Annotated in this window: 20 protein-coding genes; 6 read left to right on the forward strand and 14 right to left on the reverse strand. The window is 41.4% G+C overall.

Features of this window, described 5'->3' with window-relative positions; genetic code table 11:
• Nucleotides 1–41: 41 nt before the first annotated feature.
• The gene (locus OCI93_RS08690) at nucleotides 42–1,766 is read right to left on the reverse strand and encodes a sodium:solute symporter family protein (protein ID WP_261591993.1); all 1,725 of its coding nucleotides are present in this window, start codon (nucleotides 1,764–1,766) and stop codon (nucleotides 42–44) included.
• A gap of 11 nt (nucleotides 1,767–1,777) precedes the next feature.
• Nucleotides 1,778–2,041, reverse strand: a complete 264-nt coding sequence (locus OCI93_RS08695; protein WP_261591992.1) for a DUF4212 domain-containing protein — start codon at nucleotides 2,039–2,041, stop codon at nucleotides 1,778–1,780.
• Between the two features lie 375 nt (nucleotides 2,042–2,416).
• On the opposite strand from OCI93_RS08695, the gene OCI93_RS08700 reads away from it, so the two are divergent.
• From OCI93_RS08700 to purU, 4 genes are all read left to right on the forward strand, one after another.
• Nucleotides 2,417–5,845 (forward strand): PAS domain-containing hybrid sensor histidine kinase/response regulator, encoded by a 3,429-nt coding sequence (locus OCI93_RS08700; protein ID WP_261626215.1) that lies wholly within the window; start codon nucleotides 2,417–2,419, stop codon nucleotides 5,843–5,845.
• 226 nt (nucleotides 5,846–6,071) lie between these two features.
• A complete protein-coding gene (locus OCI93_RS08705) occupies nucleotides 6,072–6,377 on the forward strand; it encodes a helix-turn-helix transcriptional regulator (protein ID WP_261626216.1) in 306 nt (101 codons plus the stop codon).
• On the forward strand, nucleotides 6,377–6,907 hold the full coding sequence (locus OCI93_RS08710; protein ID WP_261626217.1) for a hypothetical protein: 531 nt from the start codon (nucleotides 6,377–6,379) through the stop codon (nucleotides 6,905–6,907). Before OCI93_RS08705 ends, OCI93_RS08710 begins: the two co-directional genes overlap by 1 nt.
• A 309-nt stretch (nucleotides 6,908–7,216) precedes the next feature.
• Entirely contained in the window at nucleotides 7,217–8,047 is an 831-nt protein-coding gene (purU, locus tag OCI93_RS08715) for a formyltetrahydrofolate deformylase (protein WP_261626218.1), read from the forward strand.
• Between the two features lie 32 nt (nucleotides 8,048–8,079).
• Here purU and OCI93_RS08720 read toward each other — a convergent pair whose 3' ends face one another.
• Both OCI93_RS08720 and acs read right to left on the reverse strand, forming a co-directional pair.
• Nucleotides 8,080–8,733, reverse strand: a complete 654-nt coding sequence (locus OCI93_RS08720; RefSeq protein ID WP_261591987.1) for a response regulator transcription factor — start codon at nucleotides 8,731–8,733, stop codon at nucleotides 8,080–8,082.
• A 93-nt stretch (nucleotides 8,734–8,826) separates the two neighbouring features.
• Nucleotides 8,827–10,764 carry an acetate--CoA ligase gene (gene acs / locus OCI93_RS08725; protein ID WP_261626219.1) on the reverse strand — a complete coding sequence of 646 codons (1,938 nt, stop codon included), beginning with the start codon at nucleotides 10,762–10,764 and terminating at the stop codon, nucleotides 8,827–8,829.
• A gap of 380 nt (nucleotides 10,765–11,144) precedes the next feature.
• Between acs and OCI93_RS08730 the strand changes: the two genes are divergently transcribed.
• Nucleotides 11,145–12,308 carry a DcaP family trimeric outer membrane transporter gene (locus OCI93_RS08730; protein ID WP_261626220.1) on the forward strand — a complete coding sequence of 388 codons (1,164 nt, stop codon included), beginning with the start codon at nucleotides 11,145–11,147 and terminating at the stop codon, nucleotides 12,306–12,308.
• A gap of 65 nt (nucleotides 12,309–12,373) precedes the next feature.
• Here the strand turns inward: OCI93_RS08730 and recA are convergent, their stop codons facing one another.
• On the reverse strand, nucleotides 12,374–13,420 hold the full coding sequence (recA, locus tag OCI93_RS08735) for a recombinase RecA (protein WP_261591984.1): 1,047 nt from the start codon (nucleotides 13,418–13,420) through the stop codon (nucleotides 12,374–12,376).
• A gap of 71 nt (nucleotides 13,421–13,491) precedes the next feature.
• On the reverse strand, nucleotides 13,492–13,977 hold the full coding sequence (locus OCI93_RS08740) for a CinA family protein (protein WP_261591983.1): 486 nt from the start codon (nucleotides 13,975–13,977) through the stop codon (nucleotides 13,492–13,494).
• A 22-nt stretch (nucleotides 13,978–13,999) separates the two neighbouring features.
• On the opposite strand from OCI93_RS08740, the gene mutS reads away from it, so the two are divergent.
• The gene (gene mutS / locus OCI93_RS08745; protein ID WP_261591982.1) at nucleotides 14,000–16,573 is read left to right on the forward strand and encodes a DNA mismatch repair protein MutS; all 2,574 of its coding nucleotides are present in this window, start codon (nucleotides 14,000–14,002) and stop codon (nucleotides 16,571–16,573) included.
• A 70-nt stretch (nucleotides 16,574–16,643) separates the two neighbouring features.
• Here the strand turns inward: mutS and rpoS are convergent, their stop codons facing one another.
• The 8 genes from rpoS to ftsB form a co-directional block, all read right to left on the reverse strand.
• Nucleotides 16,644–17,627, reverse strand: coding sequence for an RNA polymerase sigma factor RpoS (gene rpoS / locus OCI93_RS08750; protein WP_261591981.1), 984 nt, complete (start codon nucleotides 17,625–17,627; stop codon nucleotides 16,644–16,646).
• A gap of 57 nt (nucleotides 17,628–17,684) precedes the next feature.
• On the reverse strand, nucleotides 17,685–18,512 hold the full coding sequence (locus tag OCI93_RS08755) for a peptidoglycan DD-metalloendopeptidase family protein (protein ID WP_261591980.1): 828 nt from the start codon (nucleotides 18,510–18,512) through the stop codon (nucleotides 17,685–17,687).
• A 74-nt stretch (nucleotides 18,513–18,586) separates the two neighbouring features.
• Nucleotides 18,587–19,225 (reverse strand): protein-L-isoaspartate(D-aspartate) O-methyltransferase, encoded by a 639-nt coding sequence (locus tag OCI93_RS08760; protein ID WP_261591979.1) that lies wholly within the window; start codon nucleotides 19,223–19,225, stop codon nucleotides 18,587–18,589.
• Entirely contained in the window at nucleotides 19,219–19,977 is a 759-nt protein-coding gene (gene surE / locus OCI93_RS08765; protein WP_261591978.1) for a 5'/3'-nucleotidase SurE, read from the reverse strand. The genes OCI93_RS08760 and surE overlap by 7 nt, the downstream gene beginning before the upstream one ends.
• Nucleotides 19,958–21,004: a tRNA pseudouridine(13) synthase TruD gene (truD, locus tag OCI93_RS08770; RefSeq protein ID WP_261591977.1), complete on the reverse strand. Its 1,047-nt coding sequence runs from the start codon at nucleotides 21,002–21,004 to the stop codon at nucleotides 19,958–19,960. The genes surE and truD overlap by 20 nt, the downstream gene beginning before the upstream one ends.
• On the reverse strand, nucleotides 21,001–21,477 hold the full coding sequence (ispF, locus tag OCI93_RS08775; protein WP_261591976.1) for a 2-C-methyl-D-erythritol 2,4-cyclodiphosphate synthase: 477 nt from the start codon (nucleotides 21,475–21,477) through the stop codon (nucleotides 21,001–21,003). The genes truD and ispF overlap by 4 nt, the downstream gene beginning before the upstream one ends.
• The gene (ispD, locus tag OCI93_RS08780; RefSeq protein ID WP_261591975.1) at nucleotides 21,474–22,172 is read right to left on the reverse strand and encodes a 2-C-methyl-D-erythritol 4-phosphate cytidylyltransferase; all 699 of its coding nucleotides are present in this window, start codon (nucleotides 22,170–22,172) and stop codon (nucleotides 21,474–21,476) included. Before ispD ends, ispF begins: the two co-directional genes overlap by 4 nt.
• The gene (gene ftsB / locus OCI93_RS08785; RefSeq protein ID WP_261591974.1) at nucleotides 22,156–22,449 is read right to left on the reverse strand and encodes a cell division protein FtsB; all 294 of its coding nucleotides are present in this window, start codon (nucleotides 22,447–22,449) and stop codon (nucleotides 22,156–22,158) included. The genes ispD and ftsB overlap by 17 nt, the downstream gene beginning before the upstream one ends.

The raw sequence follows: 22,449 nt of genomic DNA on the forward strand, positions 1-22,449 counted from the left end.
AGCCCAAAGGGCTGGGTTATCCTTGTTACACATCTATAAACTTAATGTGTTTGGGCCGCATTTGAACCTTTTGGGTTGCGAATGCTCTCAACCATATTTTGCACCTCAACAGGTGTCTGTCCGGTTAATTTGAGTACCGCAGCAGCAACTGCAAAATTTACTACCATACCCACAATGCCAATCCCTTCAGGAGATATGCCAAATAACCAGTTGGCTGGGGTATTTAGCTCTGGACTCACAAATTTAAAATAAATAATGTACGCTGCAGTAAAGGTGATACCAGTCACCATACCTGCAATAGCACCTTCTTTATTCATCGTTTTAGAGAAGATCCCCATAATAATAGCAGGGAAGAAACTTGCCGCCGCTAAGCCAAAGGCAAATGCCACCACGGAGGCTACAAATCCTGGTGGATTAATACCAAAGTATGCAGAAATCACAATCGCGACCATAGCTGCGAGTCGTGCAGCTAATAACTCTTGCTTGTCACTTATATCGGGTTTAAGGGTTCGTTTGAGTAAATCATGTGATACAGAGGTTGAAATAACTAACAATAAGCCCGCAGTGGTTGATAATGCAGCGGCAATACCACCGGCGGCAACCAATGCAATCACCCATGCTGGTAAGTCTGCTATTTCAGGGTTTGCAAGCACCATAATATCCCTGTCAATTTGTACTTCATTCGCACTTGCTGGGTCGCTAATTTTGCCTGCAGAGTAGAACATTTTGCCATCATTGTTTTTATCTTCAAAAACGATAAGACCTGTTCTTTCCCAATTTTTTACCCAAGTTGGTGCTTCAGCATAGACAGTGCCACTGCCATCTTTGCCATTGATAGTATCAATCATGTTTACCCGTGCAAATGATGCAACAGCGGGTGCTGTCGTGTACACAATGGCAATAAATACTAATGTCCACGCTGCTGAAATGCGGGTATCTTTTACACGCGGTACGGTAAAAAAGCGCACAATAACATGTGGTAAGCCAGCTGTACCAACCATCAGGGCTGCCGTAATAGCAAACACGTCTATCATACTTTTTGAGCCTTCAGTGTATTGAGCAAACCCCAACTCGGCACTTAGGCCATCGAGTTTATCGAGCACATAAACGCCAGAGCCATCCGCAAGCGTGCCACCGAATCCAGTTTGTGGAAGTAAGTGCCCTGTCATCATCAAAGAGATAAAAATAGCAGGTACAAGGTAGGCAAAGACTAACACGCAATATTGTGCAACCTGTGTATATGTGATGCCCTTCATGCCACCTAATACGGCGTAGAAAAATACAATCACCATGCCGATGTATACCCCGGTCTCAATATCAACTTCAAGGAAACGAGAAAACACCACACCAACACCGCGCATTTGACCTGCAATATAGGTAAAACAAATAAATATCGCACATAAAATTGCCACAACCCGTGCAACCTGCGAGTAATACCGATCGCCGATAAAATCCGGCACGGTAAATTTACCGAACTTACGTAAATAAGGGGCAAGACACAGTGCCAGCAATACATAGCCCCCCGTCCAGCCCATTAAATATACGCCTCCATCATAACCTGCAAATGAAATGATACCCGCCATAGAAATAAACGAGGCTGCACTCATCCAATCTGCTGCTGTAGCCATACCATTAGCAAAGGGAGGCACACCGCCACCTGCTACGTAAAATTCTTGTGTTGACCCTGCTCTTGCCCATATCGCAATACCGATATAAAGCGCAAAGCTTAAACCTACAATAATAAATGTGAGAGTTTGTACATCCATCGTTTTATCCCTTATTCGTCTACGCCATACTTTTTATCTAATGCATTCATTTTGAACACGTAGACAAAAATCAAAGCCACAAAGGTGTAGATTGCGCCTTGTTGTGAAAACCAAAAACCTAACTTAAAACCAAAAAAGCGTACTTCGTTCAGCACATCAACCAGTAAAATGCCAAAACCAAACGACACGACAAACCAAATTGCCAACAGTTTAAACATTAAACTGAGATTTTCTGACCAGTATGCTTTTGCTTGTTGTTCATCTTTAAAAGCCATTTTTTATCCCCTATCACTTACTCAGTTACGAGCAGTGTTGGTGTTAATTGTCATCATTTACCTTAGCAATGGGTGTGCAAGAAGAAATTGAGACCTTAGTCGTAGCAATGGGTTTACCTTTACGTAAACTGCACCTTGAAAGAAATTAATAGAATAAAAAAGTGTTTTATAACAAAAGCTTAATTTAATTCAGAGTAATATACTGACAAAATAAGATGAAATATGACGCTTATACGACATTAGTCTCAATGCATTGCTGACTTGGTGGATATCTATAAATAACATAAGGTTATATATCCTAATATTTTTATCACCCTACAAACACAAAACAAAATTATGATAAGGTAAAGTATCCAAAATGGAATAAGAAGAACAATGACCGTAGCTCTCATCCTCGTAGCCCTCAGTTACATTGGCGTATTGTTTTGGCTAGCAAATTGGGGAGATAAAACCACACCACTGGCGATGCGTATTACCCACCATCCATTTGTGTATGCGTTTTCATTAGGCATTTACTGTACTTCTTGGACCTACTACGGCTCAGTCGGCACCGCAGCCCAGAGCAGTTGGCATTACTTACCTATTTTATTGGGTCCAGCGCTACTGTTTTTATTTGGTCATGGTTTTTTACGTAAGCTATTATTGGTCAGTAAAAAACAAAATATTACCACCATTGCAGACTTTATTTCCGCTCGTTATGGCAAACGCCAAACCACAGCCGTGATGGTCACCATGATTGCGCTACTCGCAACCATTCCCTATATCGCACTACAGCTTAAAGCGTTAAGCAGTAGTTTTTTGTTACTACAGCAAGATGAGCAGCTTTCAGGCAATGTACTCGCTTTAACTGGCACACTCACTATGGCTTTGTTTGCTATCTTTTTTGGCACTCGAAAAGTAGATGTCACTGAATACCGTTCTGGTTTAATGCTGGCTGTAGCCTTTGAATCAATTATTAAATTTTTAGCATTAGGTGCTGTTGCATTACTGGCTATCATTGCTCTAATACAATTACCACAAGAGAGTGAAATAAACTTTGAACACTGGTTTAACTTTGATATTTTTAATTTTAACTTTATAGGGCAAACATTGATGGCTGCAGCTGCCATTATTTGTTTACCTCGCCAATTTCATGTAACCGTCGTCGATAACCAAAATCACCGCCACTTAAATACGGCTCGTTGGGCTTTCCCACTGTATTTATTACTTACCGCTGCCATGATCATTCCCATTACCACGGCCGCCATACACCCTCAAATTGGCAGTAACATCGCGGCTGATAGCTTTGTTCTAGCGCTGCCTTTGATGCAAAACCATCCCATCATCACAACCTTTGTGTTTATTGGCGGTTTATCCGCTGCTACCGCTATGATTGTTGTCGCCACTTTAACATTAAGCACGATGCTCTCTAACGATGTAGTGTTGCCATTATTATTGAAACAAAAACTAAAGCGCAGCGCACTAACGCGTAACTACAAAACCCCTATTTTAATGATCCGTCGCTTAACCATTGCCGCGATATTGCTTTTAGCGTACCTATATCAGCAATGGTTTGGGCATGGAGAGGCACTCGCTAACATGGGACTCGTGGCGTTTTCTTTGGTCACACAATTACTCCCAGCGATTGTTGGCGGATTGTATTGGCGCAAAGGCCATGCCTACGGTGTATATGCAGGTTTATTAGCTGGGTTTACTTGCTGGGCGTTATTTTTAATGTTACCTGTAGTAGGCACAGGGTCTGCGCTTGAGTATGAGTTTAGGCAAAGTATTATCACACGCGGCACACTCATTGCTCTGCTAGCAAATATTGCCTGTTACATTAGCTTTTCATTGGCAGCGCATGAGCGCTTAATTGATAAAATTCAGGCTGCAGCATTTGTTTACCCTAAAGAACAATCACGCTTTTCTAAACGGCTGGATAAAAACATTAAAGCCAGTGTGTACGACTTTAAAGTGCTCTTACAAACATTTTTAGGTATTCAACGTTCAGGCCAACTGCTCAGTCAATATGCACAAGGCAAGAACATTGAAGATAATAATGCCCACCCTGATGCGCAATTTATTGCCTATTGTGAGCGAGCACTAACAGGTGTGCTTGGTGCATCCTCGGCACAAGCACTTATTCATACTGTGGCATCGGGTAAACAAATGGCCTTTGAAGAGGTGGTTAATTTCTTTGATGAAACCACCCAAGCCCTACAGTTTAATCAAAACTTGCTCTATACCTCATTAGAAAACCTCAGCCATGGCATTTCTGTTGTTGATAAAGACCTTAACTTGGTAGCATGGAATAAACGTTATAGTGAAATGTTCAGCTATCCAGATGGTTTTTTGGAAGTTGGCTTACCCATCAAAAAAGTGATCCGCTTTAATGCACAACGCGGTGAATGTGGCCCCGGCGGCATTGAGCGTTTAGTTGAGAAGCGTGTACAACACTTGCGCAATGGTACACCACACCACTTTATTCGCCACCGTCGTGATGGCCAAGTATATGAAATGCGTGGCAACCCTTTACCTGAAGGTGGGTTTGTGACCAGTTTTTCTGACATTACCATGCACATTGCCACACAAAATGCGCTGGAAGAAATAAACATGGATTTAGAAAATCGCATTGAAGCGCGCACACAACAAATTCGTACCATTAATACTGACCTGCAAGCACAAATAGCCTCTCGGGTAGAAACCGAGCATGCATTAATGGCGGCAAAAAAAGAAGCGGAGCAAGCTAACGATAGTAAAACTCGGTTTTTAGCTTTGGCAAGCCATGACATTTTGCAGCCACTCAATGCCGCCCGTCTATATCTGGCAGCGATTAATGAAAAGCAGCTTAATAATCAAGACCAAGGCAATTTTGACAAGCTTTCTGATAGTTTGGACTCAACCGTACACCTCATGTCTTCTTTGTTAGATATCGCCAAATTAGAGCAAGGAGCAATGAAACCAACGCCAAGACATTTTTGTATTGATGATATTCTCAGTCCATTGGCTAATGAATATGCCATCTTATCAAGTGAAAAGGGCTTACAATTAAAAGTTCGTAGTAACCATGCCATTGTGCATAGTGATACCACTTACCTAAGACGTATTATTCAAAATTTAGTGTCTAATGCCGTTAAATACACCGAACATGGCAAAGTACTCATCGCTTGTCGTAACCGAAAACACAGCCTTAGACTGCAAGTGTGGGATACCGGGCCCGGCATTAGTGAGTACCAACTCAATAAGGTGTTTAACGATTTCTACCGCGTTCATAGTAATGATAATAAAGGCGTTGGTCTGGGTTTGGGTGTGGTAAAACGGCTGTGTGATTTATTAAGTCTTGAGCTGGAAGTGACATCTCATGTAGGTAAAGGGAGTTGCTTTAGTATCACAATCCCGTTTGGTAATGCACAACTAGCAGAGCATAAAACAATGCACACACCTAAAACGACAGACCACGAAAAAAACACCCAAATTAAAATACTCGTCGTCGATGATGACCCTAAAAATCTACAAGCCATGAGCAGCTTATTAAGTAAATGGCAGATGCATGCTCAACTCTTTAATGGTGCAACACCAGCAATTGAGTATGCCCAACACCACACTGCACCAGATATTATTTTAATGGATTATCAACTAAGTGAAGATTGGGATGGCATTACGCTCATTCAAACTTTGCGGAGTATTTGGCAAGCAACAATACCTGCTGTGCTTATTACAGCTATGCGAGATGAATCGCTCAAGCAACAAGCTAAACAATTACATATTCATTACCTGAGTAAACCAGTTAAACCTGCAAAATTAAAAGCATTACTTAACCATTGAGCTCATCAACTTTAGCTCTGGATAAGCAAATTTGCTCACTATCTGCGTTGTTATTATTGAGCTCTGCTCGTGTAAAAATATGGAACAATTAAAAAACAACCCACTTTTGATGAAAACTTTCATAAAATCATTAATTTCAGTCTGTTAGCTAATTTTTATGTTGTTAGCTTGGTGTTTCAGTGTTAATTTTGCGTTACTTAAGCTCAGAGGAGGGAGCGCGCTATTAATGAAGAACAATACCCATACACGGCAGAAAAAGGTTGATGGCTTCAAAGCAGAAGTACAAGCGTCAATACGCATACTTCGGCGAGAAAAAGGCTGGTCACAGGCCGATTTAGCACGCAAACTCAATGTTGACCAAGCCAGTATCAGTAATTACGAGTCGGGTAAAACCGATATGAGCTTTGCACAGTTATTTGAGTTATTTCTTATTTTTGGCAAAGATCTTACAGGTACCTACTTTAACTTTTCACAAACCAAAGACGCTAAGTCAAAAGACACCGACAACTCAGACGAGAAGGACACGAACTAATGAGTATTTACATTTTAATTGATTACGCACCGATAATCTGCGTACTTTTTGGACTCATCATGGCTTGGAAGGTAGCAAGCGCCCGTTGGTTTTTTATATCTTGTCTCGTAGTTGAAATATTTGGTTTGGCCATGACAGACACGGTAATGCAATGGAACACCCATTTTTATATTTACTGCGTATTTATCAGCCTTGTGTTTTTGCTACCTATTGTATATCGTAAACGTCTTGCCATGTGGTTATATAGCAAGACGGGATATGAATATTTTAATAATGTGCTCAAAACGCATCGCTTTGTACCACAAGAGGCGGGAATAATATGTTTTGTTTTTTTGGCTTGTATTGTTAATTTTGTGACTTGGATTGAAGTGTTACTGTATAAGTATAGTTTTTTAAGTAATGCACCTATAAAGTTATATATCAGAGACAATACCGTCGTCTTAGTAAAGATTATGGTCTGCTTAGCTCTGCTAAGCTATGCGTTTAGAGCGGAGTTTAGGGAGAAATTTATCCATGATGAAAATTGTTAATCCAGAGCTACTAAAACTCATTACCGGAGGTCATGGCGGTCCTGGCGGCGGTCCTGCACTTCCTCAGCAACAAACAGCCCCTCTTTTCGGTGGCTAGCTAAACATAAAAGCCACCCATGTGGCTTTTTTAATCTTCATTTCCTATTTGACTGCGCCTCTACTTTGCTTAATCAACATTCATAACTTTATTTAGCAACCGCTAAAAAAACAAAAATATCCATTATTTCGCAATTTAGGGTTAACCAAACCAGTCAGGGTTGCTAGTATGCTAAACCCCCTTTTAAAAGGGTTTGTATAGGAATGAGGAAAATGAACTACATACTTACCACGCAGTGCACAGACGGAGTTGGGCTAATAGCTAAAATTACCAATTTATGTTTTGAGCACAACTTAAATATTACCCGCAATAACGAATTTGTGGACCGCGAAGGCGCCCGCTTTTTCATGCGTACTGAGCTGACCGGTGAACCAAACGAGCTGTTTTTAACACAACTACGCAAACAGCTACCACATGGAGCGCAAGTAGCGCTTCACCAAGGTGAAAAAACCAAAGTTGTGCTGCTGGCTACAAAAGAGGCGCACTGCCTAGGCGGTGTACTACTTAAACAATATGAAAAAGCCATGAATATTGAAGTTTTAGCGGTTATTGCTAATTACAATGACTTAGCGCCTTTAGTCTCAGGTTTTGGTATTCCTTTTCATTGTGTACCTCATACGAGCTTAAGCCGAGTAGAGCATGATGAAAAAATGGCGCAAGTCATTGAACAATACCAACCAGATATTGTTGGCCTAGCAAAATACATGCGTATTCTAAGCCCTGAGTTTGTGGCACGCTTTAGCAAAAAAATTATTAATATTCACCACTCATTTTTACCGGCCTTTATTGGTGCAAAGCCTTACCATCAAGCCTTTGAACGCGGTGTAAAAATCATTGGTGCGACCGCACATTTTGTGAATGATGAGTTAGATGAAGGGCCTATTATTGTGCAAGATGTCACGCAAGTGAGCCATGCCAATGATGCAGAAGCGATGGCCAAAATAGGCCGTGATATTGAAAAAACCGTTTTTTGTAAAGCACTTCAGCTTGCTTGCGAACACAAAGTATTTATCAACGACAATAAAACCGTGGTATTTAGTTAATTTTTAAAAAATACAAAGCGCTACGGCGCTTTTTAGCTGTGTGTTTCTATGGGCTCTAGTTGTAATTTAGATGCAATTAAAACCGCCTGAGTACGGTTGTACACACCTAATTTTCTAAAAATAGCAGTAATATGCGCTTTAACCGTTGCCTCTGAAATATGTAATTCATAGGCTATTTGTTTATTCAGTAACCCTTCGTGCAAGTACTGTAATACTTTGTATTGCTGCGGGGTTAAAGATGCGACCTGTTGTGCTAACTCTTTATCTTCATGTTCAATATTCGCAACTTGATCTTTAATAGTCTCTGGTAACCAGTAATCGCCTTCAAGTACCGTATTGATAGCCCGATTGATATCTTGCGGTGATAATGATTTAGGAATAAACCCCATGGCACCATAAGCCATCACTTTAGAGATCACCGATAAATCTTCACTGCCCGATACCACTACAATAGGTAAACTCGGATAATCTTCACGTATACGGATCAAGCCATACAAATCACCACTTCCTGGCATGTGTAAATCAAGCAATAACAAATCAAGCTCATCTTGCTCTGAGAGTATTGCTAGTGTGGCATCAAAAGTATCAGCTTCAAATACAGTGAGCGCTTCAAATTGGTTTTGTAATGCGCCTGTTAATGCCGCCCTAAACAACGGGTGGTCGTCTGCAATTAAAAACTGGTTCATACGGTACTCCTAAAAAAATTCGGCCACTATCTTTACAATAGCAGCCGATATAGTCGTTTAGAATTTATTTAAATTCAAGCTTTTAACGTTAAATTAACGATTTAAGCGGTTTTCAATCAATTCATCCACAACACTTGGATCTGCCAAAGTAGAGGTATCACCTAACTGTTGATACTCGTTAGCTGCAATTTTGCGTAAAATACGACGCATAATTTTACCTGAACGTGTTTTAGGCAAACCTGGTGACCATTGGATCATATCTGGCGATGCAATTGGGCTTAACTCTTTTCGCACCCAATTTCTAACTTCTTTAGTCAGCGCTTCAGTGACGGTGACACCTTCATTTGGGGTAATGTAGACATAAATACCTTGCCCTTTAATGTCATGTGGATAGCCAACCACCGCTGCCTCAGCAACCGATTCATGGGCTACCAGCGCGCTTTCAATTTCAGCAGTGCCTAAACGGTGCCCAGATACATTAAGCACATCATCCACTCGACCGGTGATCCAGTAGTAGCCATCTTCATCACGGCGGCACCCATCACCTGTAAAGTACACTCCTGGGTAGGCAGAAAAATACGTTTGCTCAAAGCGCTCATGATCGCCATAAACCGTGCGAGCTTGCGAAGGCCAACTGTCTAAAATAACTAAGTTTCCTTCCGTCGCGCCCTGTAAATTATTACCCTCGGCATCAAATAGCGCTGGCGAAATACCAAAGAAAGGTCTGGTCGCAGAACCCGGCTTCATATCAATTGCACCCGGTAGAGGCGTGATCATGATACCGCCCGTTTCTGTTTGCCACCAAGTATCAACAATTGGACATTGGCCATTGCCTATCTTCTCATAATACCAAGTCCAAGCTTCGGGGTTAATTGGTTCACCCACAGAGCCCAGAATACGTAAGCTAGTGCGTTTAGATGTTGCCGTAGGTTCGTCACCTTTGGCCATCAGTGCACGAATTGCGGTGGGGGCTGTATACAAAATAGTGACATTGTGTTTATCAACGATTTCACCAATACGGCCTGCACTTGGGTAGGTAGGTACACCTTCAAAAATAACCTGCGTGCAACCATTGGCAAGTGGGCCATAAGCAATATAACTGTGACCTGTTATCCAACCAACATCTGCACTACACCAATAAACATCGTCGTCTTTTAAATCAAATACATACTCATGTGTCATCGCAGCATAAACAAGGTAACCTCCTGTGCTATGCACAACGCCTTTTGGCTGCCCAGTTGACCCTGAGGTATATAAAATAAACAAAGGGTCTTCAGCGTCCATAGGAGTTGGCGGGCATTTCGCATCAACATCAGCGACTAACTCATGCCACCACACATCATGTGATTGCCAATCTACTTCACCACCAGTCAATTGATGTACTACAACATGGTCAATATTAACGCCCGGTTGCGAAACGGCTTCATCAACATTGGCTTTGAGTGGTACACAATTGCCACCACGACGGCCCTCATCTGAGGTGATCACAACCTTCGCACCTGAGTCTTTGATGCGATCAGCTATCGCCGAAGGTGAAAAACCACCAAATACCACTGAATGCGTTGCACCAATTCGTGCACATGCTTGCATAGCGTACACGGCTTGCGGTGTCATTGGCATGTAGATAGCAACTCGATCGCCTTTACTAACACCCAGTTTTTTCAAACCATTTGCCAGTTTGGCCACTTCATCATGTAATTGTTGATAGGTAATATGTTCACTTTGTGCTGGGTTGTCACCCTCCCAGATCAGCGCCACTTTATCTGCTTTATCTTTAAGATGTCGGTCAATACAGTTATAAGACGCATTAAGCTGGCCATCTTCAAACCACTTTATACTTATATGCCCTTTGTCAAAAGAGGTATTTTTTACTTTTGTATATGGCTTTGACCAATCAAGGCGTTGCCCATGCTCAGCCCAAAAACCTTGTGGATCCTCAATTGACTGCTTATATAGCGTATTATATTTATCGTTATCAATGAGTGCATTGTTCTTAATAGTTTCAGGAACAGGATAAATGCTCTGTGACATAGTCATCTCCATTTTTATTTGCTTGCCATAAGGCTTTGTCCAAGGATCACTCAGCCAAGGCCGTGAAAGTATTAGACCTTAGTTGTAGAAGCATGTCATGCATTCTTGTTATATGAAATTATCTCAAGTGCTTGGCTGTACCAAATTAATTTTTCCCACGCTAAATAAATTAAATTAAAATCATTACTTTTCAAGTTATTAGAAAAAAACCCTGCTAAAAATAAATATTTTATTCATTCATACATGAGTATCCGATGCCACCTTAGTCGTATAGACCAATAGATAATTGAGTAATCGCCACCCTTCATCAAAAGTGAACATTAACGCTTTTATCAGGCGACTCCATATTCATGACAAGTCGCTGCAAAGGAAAAACGATTATGACAACATTAACTTACACAAAAAAAACAATCATTACTGCAAGCATATTAGGTGCGTTAACAACACCCGTTTTTGCAGCCTCTATCGGCCAAACAGACATTAATTACGGTGGTTACGTCAAACTAGATGCAATCTGGAGTGATTTCTCTGACGGTAGTTTAGGCAGCGGTAATATCGGCCGAGATTTTTATGTGCCAGGTACAACACCTGTTACAGCGACAAGCTCTGACGATGCAGTTTTTGATATGCACGCTAGGCAATCTCGTTTTAACCTCGCCACCAACACAAAACTAGCAGATGGCAGTGCAATTAAAACCAAAATTGAATTAGATTTTATTGCCTCCTCTGGCGGAAATGAGCGTGTTACCAACTCCTACTCCCCCCGACTTAGACAAGCCTTTGTTACCTATCAAGGTTGGTTGTTTGGCCAAGCTTGGACGAACTTTCAAAATGTCTCTGCATTACCTGAAACATTAGATTTTGTAGGCCCTGCAGAGGGCACCGTATTTGTGCGCCAAGCCATGGTCAAGTACAGTATTGGTAGTTGGTCATTTTCGGCTGAAAACCCAGAAAGTACAATTACCACAGAAAATAATGCAAGAGTGGTCACTGATGATGCCAGCATGCCTGATTTCACAGCAAAATATACGCACAAAGCCAGCTGGGGCCACATTGCGCTAGCAACCCTTGCGCGCCAGCTTACCTATAAGCAGGGTATTGCTAATGAGACTCAAACATCATTTGGACTAAGCGCCTCAGGACGTATTAACTTTGGTAGAAATAACCTGAAATTTATGCTGACCCAAGGCCAAGGTTTAGGCCGTTATGTAGGTTTAAATGTCGCTAATGGAGCTGTTTATGATGGGGGTAGTTTAGATGCTATCGATTCAACGTCTGGGTTTGTTGGCTACCAACAGCATTGGAATGACCAATTCCGCTCAACATTTTTATATTCATTTTTCACTGCCGATAATAATGAAAGCTTATTAGCAATTACGGGTAACCCAACTAAATCAAGTCAAAGTTACAGTGCAAACTTACTTTATTCACCAATTAAGCAGCTCACGTTTGGGATTGAATATAAAATAGCCACACGCGATACCGAAGCCGATATTGACGGCGATTTAAACCGTCTACAGCTGTCTGCTAAATACGTATTCTAAAAAACGCCTTAGAACAAAAAAGCCCAGCAATTTGCCGGGCTTCTTACGCTTAATCGATTAGTTGCTTATAGTTCTGCACCGGCTGCTAAGCCTTGGTCTTCACCTTCTTCAGGCTTAATGGTTGCCTTAAGTAACAGCATTTCTCTGAGTTTGCCTTCAATTTCATTGGCAATTTCAGGGTTTTCTTTTAAGAATTTAATTGAGTTAGATTTGCCTTGGCCTACTTTACTACCTTTGTAGCTATACCAAGCACCTGCTTTTTCAACAATCTTGTGTTTAACACCTAAGTCAACCAACTCGCCGTGCTTAGAAATACCTTCGCCGTACATGATGATAAACTCAGCCTGCTTAAATGGTGGCGCAATTTTATTTTTTACAACCTTAACGCGAGTCTCATTACCTACGACTTCATCGCCTTCTTTTACTGAGCCAATACGACGAATATCTAAACGAACAGAAGCATAGAACTTAAGCGCGTTACCACCAGTAGTCGTTTCTGGGTTACCGAACATCACACCAATTTTCATACGAATTTGGTTGATAAAAATCAACATAGTGTTTGATCTTTTCAGGTTACCGGTTATTTTTCTCATACTCTGCGACATCATTCTAGCCGCTAAGCCCATATGAGAGTCTCCGATTTCGCCCTCGATTTCAGCTTTTGGTGTAAGAGCAGCAACAGAATCCACAACAATAATATCAACGGCACCAGAGCGAGTTAGCATGTCACATATCTCTAATGCTTGCTCTCCGGTGTCAGGCTGAGATACCAGAAGCTCATCAATATTTACGCCTAGCTTGGCGGCATAAATAGGGTCTAGAGCATGTTCTGCATCAACGAATGCACATGTTTTACCGTCACGTTGCGCTTGCGCAATTACTTCTAGTGTCAGCGTTGTTTTACCCGATGATTCTGGTCCATAAATTTCTACAATACGACCATATGGTAAGCCACCAGCACCAAGTGCAATATCTAAACCGAGTGACCCTGTTGATGTTGTTTCAACATCCATAGTCTTGTTGTCACCCAATTTCATAATTGAGCCTTTGCCAAATTGACGCTCAATCTGACCTAGTGCAGCGTCTAATGCCTTTTGTCTGTTATCGTTCATTTGCTTCTCCAATCTAGCGTAATGGGCTCAGTATACTGTATAGAATCACAGTATCAAGTATATTTTTAACCTTATAGTAGCGAAACTATATTTTTTAATGCAAAAGCAATAGCTTGCGCTCTAACATAAGCGCGATCACCAGTAAAAATGTGCTCATAGCATGTGACATTTCCCTGAACATTCACTGCAAACCACACAAGTCCCACAGGTTTATCTTTTGACCCTCCACTGGGGCCGGCAATGCCCGATACAGCAACGGCAATATCTGCCTTTGCGGCTTTGGCTGCACCTAATGCCATTGCTAACACCGTTTGCTCACTCACCGCGCCATGACTGCACAAAGTATCGGCACTGACACCTAGCAACCCTTGCTTTGCATCATTGCTATAAGTCACAAAACATCGATCAACGTAAGCTGAACTACCGGGAGTATCAGTTAAAGCATAACTAATTCCACCCCCAGTACATGACTCAGCGGTAGTGATTGTAAAACGTTTATCCGTTAAAATAGCACCCAACTGTGCCGCCAGAGTTTTTATCTCTTGGTTTAGCTCCATATTCAACCTCTTAGGTAGATGCATGTCGATAGATTTATATTCAGAACATACTATAAAACAACAAACGCCCATGATGCAGCAATATCTTAGGATCAAAGCGGATCATCAAGATATTTTATTGTTCTATCGCATGGGAGATTTCTATGAGCTGTTCTTTGATGATGCAGTCCGTGCTGCACAATTACTTGATATTTCACAAACCCACCGTGGTAAAGCATCAGGTGCTCCAATACCTATGGCTGGCGTACCTTATCATGCGGTAGAAAACTATTTAGCTCGCTTGGTACAAATGGGAGAGTCTGTTGCTATTTGTGAGCAAGTGGGCGACCCAGCTACCAGCAAAGGGCCCGTTGATAGAAAAGTAGTTCGTATCGTCACCCCAGGTACAGTCACTGATGAAGCATTATTGCAAGAACGCCAAGACAATTTACTTGGCGCGCTTTGGCAAGATAAACAACAACAGTACGGCATTGCCTACCTTGATATAAACTCTGGCCAATTTAATATTGTTGAACTTAAAACAGACGAGGCGCTTAGCTCCACATTGCAACGCTTGCAACCAGCCGAGCTACTTTATCCCGAGTCATTTAAAAACCTTCATTTAATTGAACAATTTAAAGGCGCTCGCCGTCGTCCAGATTGGGAGTTTGACTTAGACACAGCAAGGCATTTACTATGCCAACAATTTGAAACAAAAGATCTCATTGGCTTTGGAGTAGATAGTGCACACACCGCACTCGTAGCCGCTGGGTGTGTGATGCAATACGTTAAAGACACACAGCGTACTGCTTTACCCCATATTAGGTCTATCACACTAGAAAAAAACGAACATGCAGTGATCTTAGATGCCGCAACTCGTAAAAACTTAGAGCTGACACTAAATCTCTCTGGCAGCGTTGACAATACGTTAGCGCAAATCTTAGATAAAGCGTCGACTCCAATGGGTTCTCGTTTGTTAAAGCGCCGTATTCATACACCAATTCGAAACCGCAATGAGCTTAACGCCAGACTCAACGCTATTTCAAGCTTAATTGAATCTCAATTATGTTTAGATACTTATGATGCACTTAAACAAATCGGCGATATTGAGCGCGTGGTTGCACGACTTGCGTTATGTAATGCTAGGCCCCGGGACTTAACACGTTTAAGGAGCGCCCTACAAGCTTTAGCCCCATTGCACGATTTACTATCAAACAGTAGTGACTTACGTATCAAGCAAATCTGTGCGCAATCACCTACTCTACCAAAGTTACAAGACTTATTAGAACGCGCTATTATAGATAACCCACCTATTTTAATACGTGATGGCGGTGTTATTGCAACAGGCTATAATAGCGAGTTAGATGAGTGGCGAGCACTCAGCCAAGGTGCGACTGATATTTTGGAGCAACTTGAATTACGCGAACGTGAGCGAACAGGTATCAGTACTCTCAAAATTGGCTACAACAAAGTGCATGGGTTTTATATCGAAATAAGTCGTGCAAATTCACATTTAGTTCCAGCTGATTACATTCGTCGTCAAACATTAAAAAATAATGAGCGCTATATTATTCCTGAGCTAAAAAAACATGAAGATAAAGTGCTCGGGAGCCAAAGTAAGGCACTTGCATTAGAAAAGCAGCTCTATGAACAACTGTTTGACTTTATTGCCCCCTACTTAGAACAGTTACAACTTATGGCGGGCGCATTAGCAGATTTAGATGTGCTCAATACTCTAGCTGAACGCGCCCAAACACTTGATTATTGCAAACCAGAACTCACTGAGGGTGAGGAGCTACATATTGAAGATGGCCGTCATCCTGTTGTTGAACAAGTGAGCAAGGACCCATTTATCGCCAACCCTGTACACCTAAATAAACAACGTAAAATGCTCATTATTACGGGTCCAAATATGGGTGGTAAATCAACTTATATGCGTCAAACTGCACTCATCGTATTAATGGCCCACATTGGTAGCTATGTACCAGCAAGCTCAGCTCAAATTGGCCAAATAGATAGAATATTTACACGTATTGGTGCCAGTGATGACTTAGCATCTGGGCGCTCTACTTTTATGGTTGAAATGACTGAGACCGCAACTATTTTAAATAACGCCAGCAAGCAGTCTTTAGTTTTGATGGATGAAATTGGACGTGGGACAAGCACTTACGATGGTCTATCTTTAGCCTATGCAACAGCCGACTACTTAGCACGCCAATTAGAAGCAAAAACATTGTTTGCGACTCATTACTTTGAGCTCACCGAGCTGGCACAACAACAACCAGGGCTGGTCAATGTACATTTAGATGCCATAGAGCACAATGATACCATTGCATTTAAACATACAGTAATGGAAGGTGCGGCAAGCAAGAGTTTTGGTTTACAAGTCGCAGGCCTTGCAGGCGTACCCAAGCCAGTGTTACTGCTTGCAAAACAAAAGCTCATGCAATTAGAAAACCACCAAAGTGTCGTAGAGCCACTCAAGCCAACACAACAAACCTTATCATTGCCAGAGCCATCTGCAGTGGAACAAATTCTCACAGAGATTAACCCTGATGAATTAAGTCCAAGAGAAGCACATGCTTTACTATACAAACTCAAGCAGCAGCTATCATAAATTGAAAGTTAAAATGCAAAAAACCACCCATTAGAGGTGGTTTTTTGCAAACAAAAACTGGCTTACAAACTTATAATTGTTCAAATAAGCTTTCTGTGCTTAAGCCCTCATGTTGCAAAATATCTTTTAAACGCCTAAGTGCTTCTACTTGAATTTGGCGGACACGTTCACGTGTAAGGCCAATCTCTCTGCCAACGTCTTCCAAAGTTGAAGGCTCATACCCTAACAAACCAAAGCGCCTTGCTAACACTTCACGTTGCTTAGGGTTAAGCTCACCTAACCAATCAACAATATGATTGTTGATATCATTGCTTTGCACTTCATTTTCAGGTCCGTGACCTTTTTCATCAGCGATGATATCTAATAAAGCTTTGTCGTTATCACCACCTATGGGTGTATCAACAGACGTTATTTTTTCATTTAATCGCAGCATTTTAGTCACGTCTTCAACCGGACGGTCTAAACACTCCGCAATTTCTTCTGCTGTAGGTTCATGATCCAGCTTCTGCGTTAATTCTCTCGCTGTACGTAAATATACGTTTAACTCTTTAACAACATGAATCGGCAAGCGAATAGTACGAGTTTGGTTCATAATTGCGCGCTCAATGGTTTGTCTTATCCACCATGTCGCATATGTAGAAAAACGAAAACCACGCTCTGGGTCAAACTTCTCAACCGCTCTAATTAAGCCTAAATTACCTTCTTCAATTAAATCTAATAATGCTAAGCCTCGATTATTGTATCGACGAGATATTTTCACGACTAAACGCAAATTACTCTCGATCATTCGTTTACGTGAAGCTTCGCAACCTTTAAGCGCTTTTCGAGCAAAATATACTTCCTCTTCAGCACTGAGCAAAGGCGAAAAGCCAATCTCACCAAGATAGAGTTGCGTCGCATCTAAATTTTTGACGTTATCATCTTTGGCAAAGATATCATCTTCTTCGTCTATTTCTTCCAATAATTCGGCTTTTGAGCTATTTTCATTTAGCTCGTCGAGCTTCTCTTCAAAATCGTCCGTTTTTTTGGTTTTAACATTTGCAGTTTGAGCCATACGCATCCTCCCAAGTGAATTAATAGTGACGTTGTGCGTAGCAAAATCATCGCGTCACTACCTACTTGGCAAATATTTAACCGGATTAACAGCCTGCCCTCTAAAACGAATTTCAAATCTTAATGCTGTTTTAGAAGCGTCTGTACTACCCATTTCGGCAATTTTTTGCCCAACTTTAACTTTTTGTTGCTCAGTGACCTGTAACTTGGAGTTATGCGCATAAGCACTTAAATAATCATCATTGTGTTTCAGAATAATTAAATTACCATAACCTCTAAGTGCGCTGCCCGCATAAACTACAATACCATCTGCAGCAGCCTTAACAGGGGCTCCTTCAACGTTCGTGATTTGAAGCCCTTTATAGCCATTTTCTCTACTAGAAAATTGCTTAGTCACTTTACCAACAGCAGGCCAATACCAACGTACCTTATTAGAAAACAAAGCCTTAGGTGCATTGTTATTTTTACTGCTATGCTTTTGAACATACTCTCGTTGTTTTGGCTGATCAAGTTCTTTTTTGGTAGTTTTGTTATTTTTTTGTTTATGATAACTGGACTTATTTCGATTTGAAGTGTATTTTTTGTGCTTTTTATTTTTATTTTGTGGACGTTCAATATAAATCAATTGTCCGGGGTAAATCAGGTATGGTGGCTTAATTCCATTTATCTTCGCAACTGTTCTGACATCTTTATTTGCACTAAAAGCAATAGCAAACAAAGTATCTCCTTTTTGAACTCGGTAACGATCATTGTTGATATGAATTTTTTGTGTTGAACTGGACTTACCTGTTTGAAGGCTAGTCACTGGTGCTGGAGAGTGGCGACTTGCACAACCACTTAATAACATACAGACAGTTGTCAGTATCAACAGGTATGTTTTAAGCATAAGCGACCTTTTTTGAAACTATTAACATTGTATTCGACTTTGAGCTTCGCACCGCTAAGATATGAATTAATCAGTTAAATAATGTCGCCTGCCACCAACGGAACAAACCGTACCGGTGCGAGTCGATGCTCAATAAATTGACTCCCTTTACGAACAAATAAGGTTAACTGTTGCTCTTGTTCTCCTAAAGGTACAATAAGCGCCCCATTGTCTTCAAGCTGTGATAGCAATGCTTCTGGCACTGTTTTTGCCGCAGCTGTTACAATAATCCCAGCAAAAGGCGCTTTTGACGACCAACCTTGCCAACCATCACCATGTTTCATGGTTACATTATATAAATCAAGCGAATGCAAGCGCCGCTTGGCCTGCCACTGTAATGATTTGATACGCTCAACACTACATACTTCGTCAAATAACTGAGCAAGAATCGCGCTTTGATATCCGGAACCTGTACCAATCTCTAGCACTTTACCCTTTACGCCAATTTGTAGCAAAACCTCAGTCATTTTAGCCACAATATAGGGTTGAGAAATGGTTTGACCTTGTCCAATAGGTAACGCCGTGTTTTCGTATGATTTATGTTTTAACACATCATCGACAAACACATGCCGAGGTGTGCGCTCTAACACATCTAGCACTTGCTCATCAGCAACACCTAGCTCTTTAAGCTGCAGAGCTAACGCACTGGCACTGCGTTTATAACTGCTTAACACTCGGTTTTAGCCTCATTCAACCATGTTGCCATGGCATCAAGGCTTTCATAAGCTGTCATATCCACTTTTAAAGGTGTAATAGCAGCATAGCCATGATTGATTGCATGAAAGTCGGTTCCGTCTCCTGCGTCACTTTCACTACCTAAATTACCATACCAATAAACATCTCGGCCCCAGGGGTCTCGCTGTTGCGTCATTGTTTCTGCTTTATGTCTGGCACCCAAGCGGCATACTTTTATGCCCTTAAGTTCAGCAAGAGGTATATCAGGTACATTGATATTAATAATTTGATCTTTGGGCAACGGATGATGTTGTAATTGTTTTATTATATCGATTGTTACCTGAGCCGCAGTTTCGTAATGGTTTTCATATTTTGAACACAGTGACACAGCAATTGCTGGAAGCCCTAAATGACGCCCCTCAGTTGCAGCAGCAACAGTGCCCGAATATAAAGTATCATCTCCTAAATTAGCCCCATTATTGATACCCGCAACCACTAAATCAGGCAGTTCATCCATTAATTGATTTACGCCAAGATGAACGCAATCCGTGGGGGTGCCATTAACTGAAATGAACCCATTTTCAAGTACCGAGGCACGTAATGGATTAAGTAAAGTCAATGAGTTACTCGCGCCACTACAATTACGGTCGGGCGCAACAACAGTCACTTCAGCAATTTGAATTAATGCTTTGTACAAAGCATCGATCCCTTTCGCATTTACGCCATCATCATTACTGAGCAATACTCGCATCAATTACTCCTTGCGTTAAATTATCTTTACTCGCATCACGGTGTAGTACCAGCTCTCTCAATACAGCCGTAGCAAATGTACCTTTGGGTAAACTAAACGACAACTTAATCGTATCACTATCGATGGTCTCCACTTGCAAGTCTTTTGGAACTAAACGCAGCGCGCGCCGTTCTACTTTTAAGCCTAACTCTCCAAGACCTTGTTGCCAAGCACTATATGGCTGTAACCATTGCCTTTCTTGTTCAACTAGGCCTTTTTCTCCTTTACCCACCATCGGTGCTGACAACACAATATCTCCACTGCTCAAACGTGCGATGATTTCATCATTTATGTCATCTTCAAAAAAGGCATTGCTACCACTGAGCAAAAATACTTCTCTGTGCCACGTTTTAGCCAAACCGTGTTCAGCCACACGCAGGCTTACCAACTGGTTAAAAATATGTGAGCGTGCGGCTGAGATAACGATACCGCGCAGTTTTTTATCTCGAATATGCTCTCCGCCAAATAATCGCTCAGCCATTTCCAGATTATGACCACCATGTCCAAAACGCTGCTCACCAAAGTAATTAGGAATGCCTTGTCGAACTGCATTAATTCTAGAAAGAATGTCTAAAGGCATATCCACATTACGTAATATGATTTTAAAATGGTTACCACTGTGACAACCAGTCCGCAGCTTGCGATTATGCCGTATTTGTTTAACTACAAAAATGCTATCACTATTTAGTGCACTAAAATCAATATCTTTTTTAATCGGCACTGGGACGCTAAACCATTGACTACAGACACCATGTCGGTCTTTTAAACCTGCATAGCTGACATCGCGGGGGGCAATGCCTACAAACTTAGCCAATTGCTTGGCAATAAATTGCGTATTTTCCCCTTTTTTGATCACCTGTAAGCAAACATGCTCACCTTCACCAGTCAACGGAATATCCAGTATTTCGTCTACCATAAAATCTTCAGCTGATGTTTTAAAATCAGCTGAAGATTTTGGTTGTCCATATAAATAATTAAGTTCTTTCATGATGTTACTAATACCACAACCGCATGAGCAGAAATGCCCTCTTTACGCCCCTCAAAACCAAGCTGCTCTGTAGTCGTTGCTTTAACGTTAACCTGAGATAATTCAACTTCACAATCCAAAGCTAAGTTAGCTCTCATATCATCAATATGAGGACGCATTTTAGGTGCTTGTGCAACCAGCGTAACATCACAATTCCCTAAGTGATAACCCATTGATTTCATTTTTGATATAACCCTTCGCAACAAAATTCGACTATCAATGTTAGCAAATTCATCTGAGGTATCTGGAAAATGCTTGCCTATATCCCCCAATGCTAGCGCCCCCAATAAAGCATCGCATAATGCATGGATTGCTACATCACCATCAGAGTGGGCTATAAACCCCTGCGTGTAAGGTATCTTTTCTCCGCAGATTGTCAGTGGACCTTCTCCACCAAATTTGTGTACGTCAAAACCATGACCGATTCTAATCATTGCTCACTCTCTTGCTGCTTAGAAATTAAAAAACATGCTAAATCATAATCTTCGGGCGTGGTAATTTTAATATTGTCGCTTCGTCCAGAAATTAATTTAACAGGGTGCTGTGCCCACTCCATTGCTGACGCTTCATCGGTGATGGCCACGCCATTTTTCAACGCTTGCTGCAATGCACTTTTCAGTGCTTGGTAAGGAAAAAACTGAGGCGTCAAAGCTTGCCAGAGCTTTCCACGAGGGACGGTTTGCAAACTATGTGACTCGCCACGCTTTATTGTGTCTTTTACTTTTGACGCTAAAATACCACCTTCATTATCGGCAACACACTGGGTTATTAACTTTTGCATATCATGCACCGTTACCAAAGGTCTTGCTGCGTCATGCACCAACACCCAGTCAGGTTGTTTGTCATTAAGTGCTAGCAACGCATTGAGCACAGAGTCAGCTCTTTCTTTTCCACCACTAACAGCCAAAATTCGCTTATCTGAAAGCTTTAGTGTCTTGAAATATTCATCCGAATCACTAACGGCGACGACAATCTGATTCAATTCACTCAACTGAGTTAGTTTATTTAGTGTGTGCTCTAGGATAGTGTGTTGGGCAATTTTCAAATATTGTTTGGGATGACCCACTTGCATTCGACTGCCAATGCCCGCAGCAGGCACAATCGCTGCTATTTTAATTGTTTGATTCATGGTGTTTTCTAGGGAGTACTCGAATAAATGTTTCGTTTTCTTTAATCATACCTAGCTCATGGCGAGCCCGCTCTTCGACGCCCTCAAGACCAAGCTTTAAATCTTCAATATCAGCTTTTAACAACTTGTTGCGTTTAGACAGTTTTGTATTAAGTGCTTGATGTGACTCTACGGTACTTTTTATGCGTGTATAATCATCAATACCGTTGTTCGCAAACCATAAGCGATACTGGAGAAAAATGGCAAGGCTGAGCAGTACGAGTTGAAATAAACGCAT

It is taken from the genome of Pseudoalteromonas holothuriae (assembly GCF_945859825.1).
Classification (GTDB): Bacteria; Pseudomonadota; Gammaproteobacteria; order Enterobacterales; family Alteromonadaceae; genus Pseudoalteromonas; species Pseudoalteromonas holothuriae.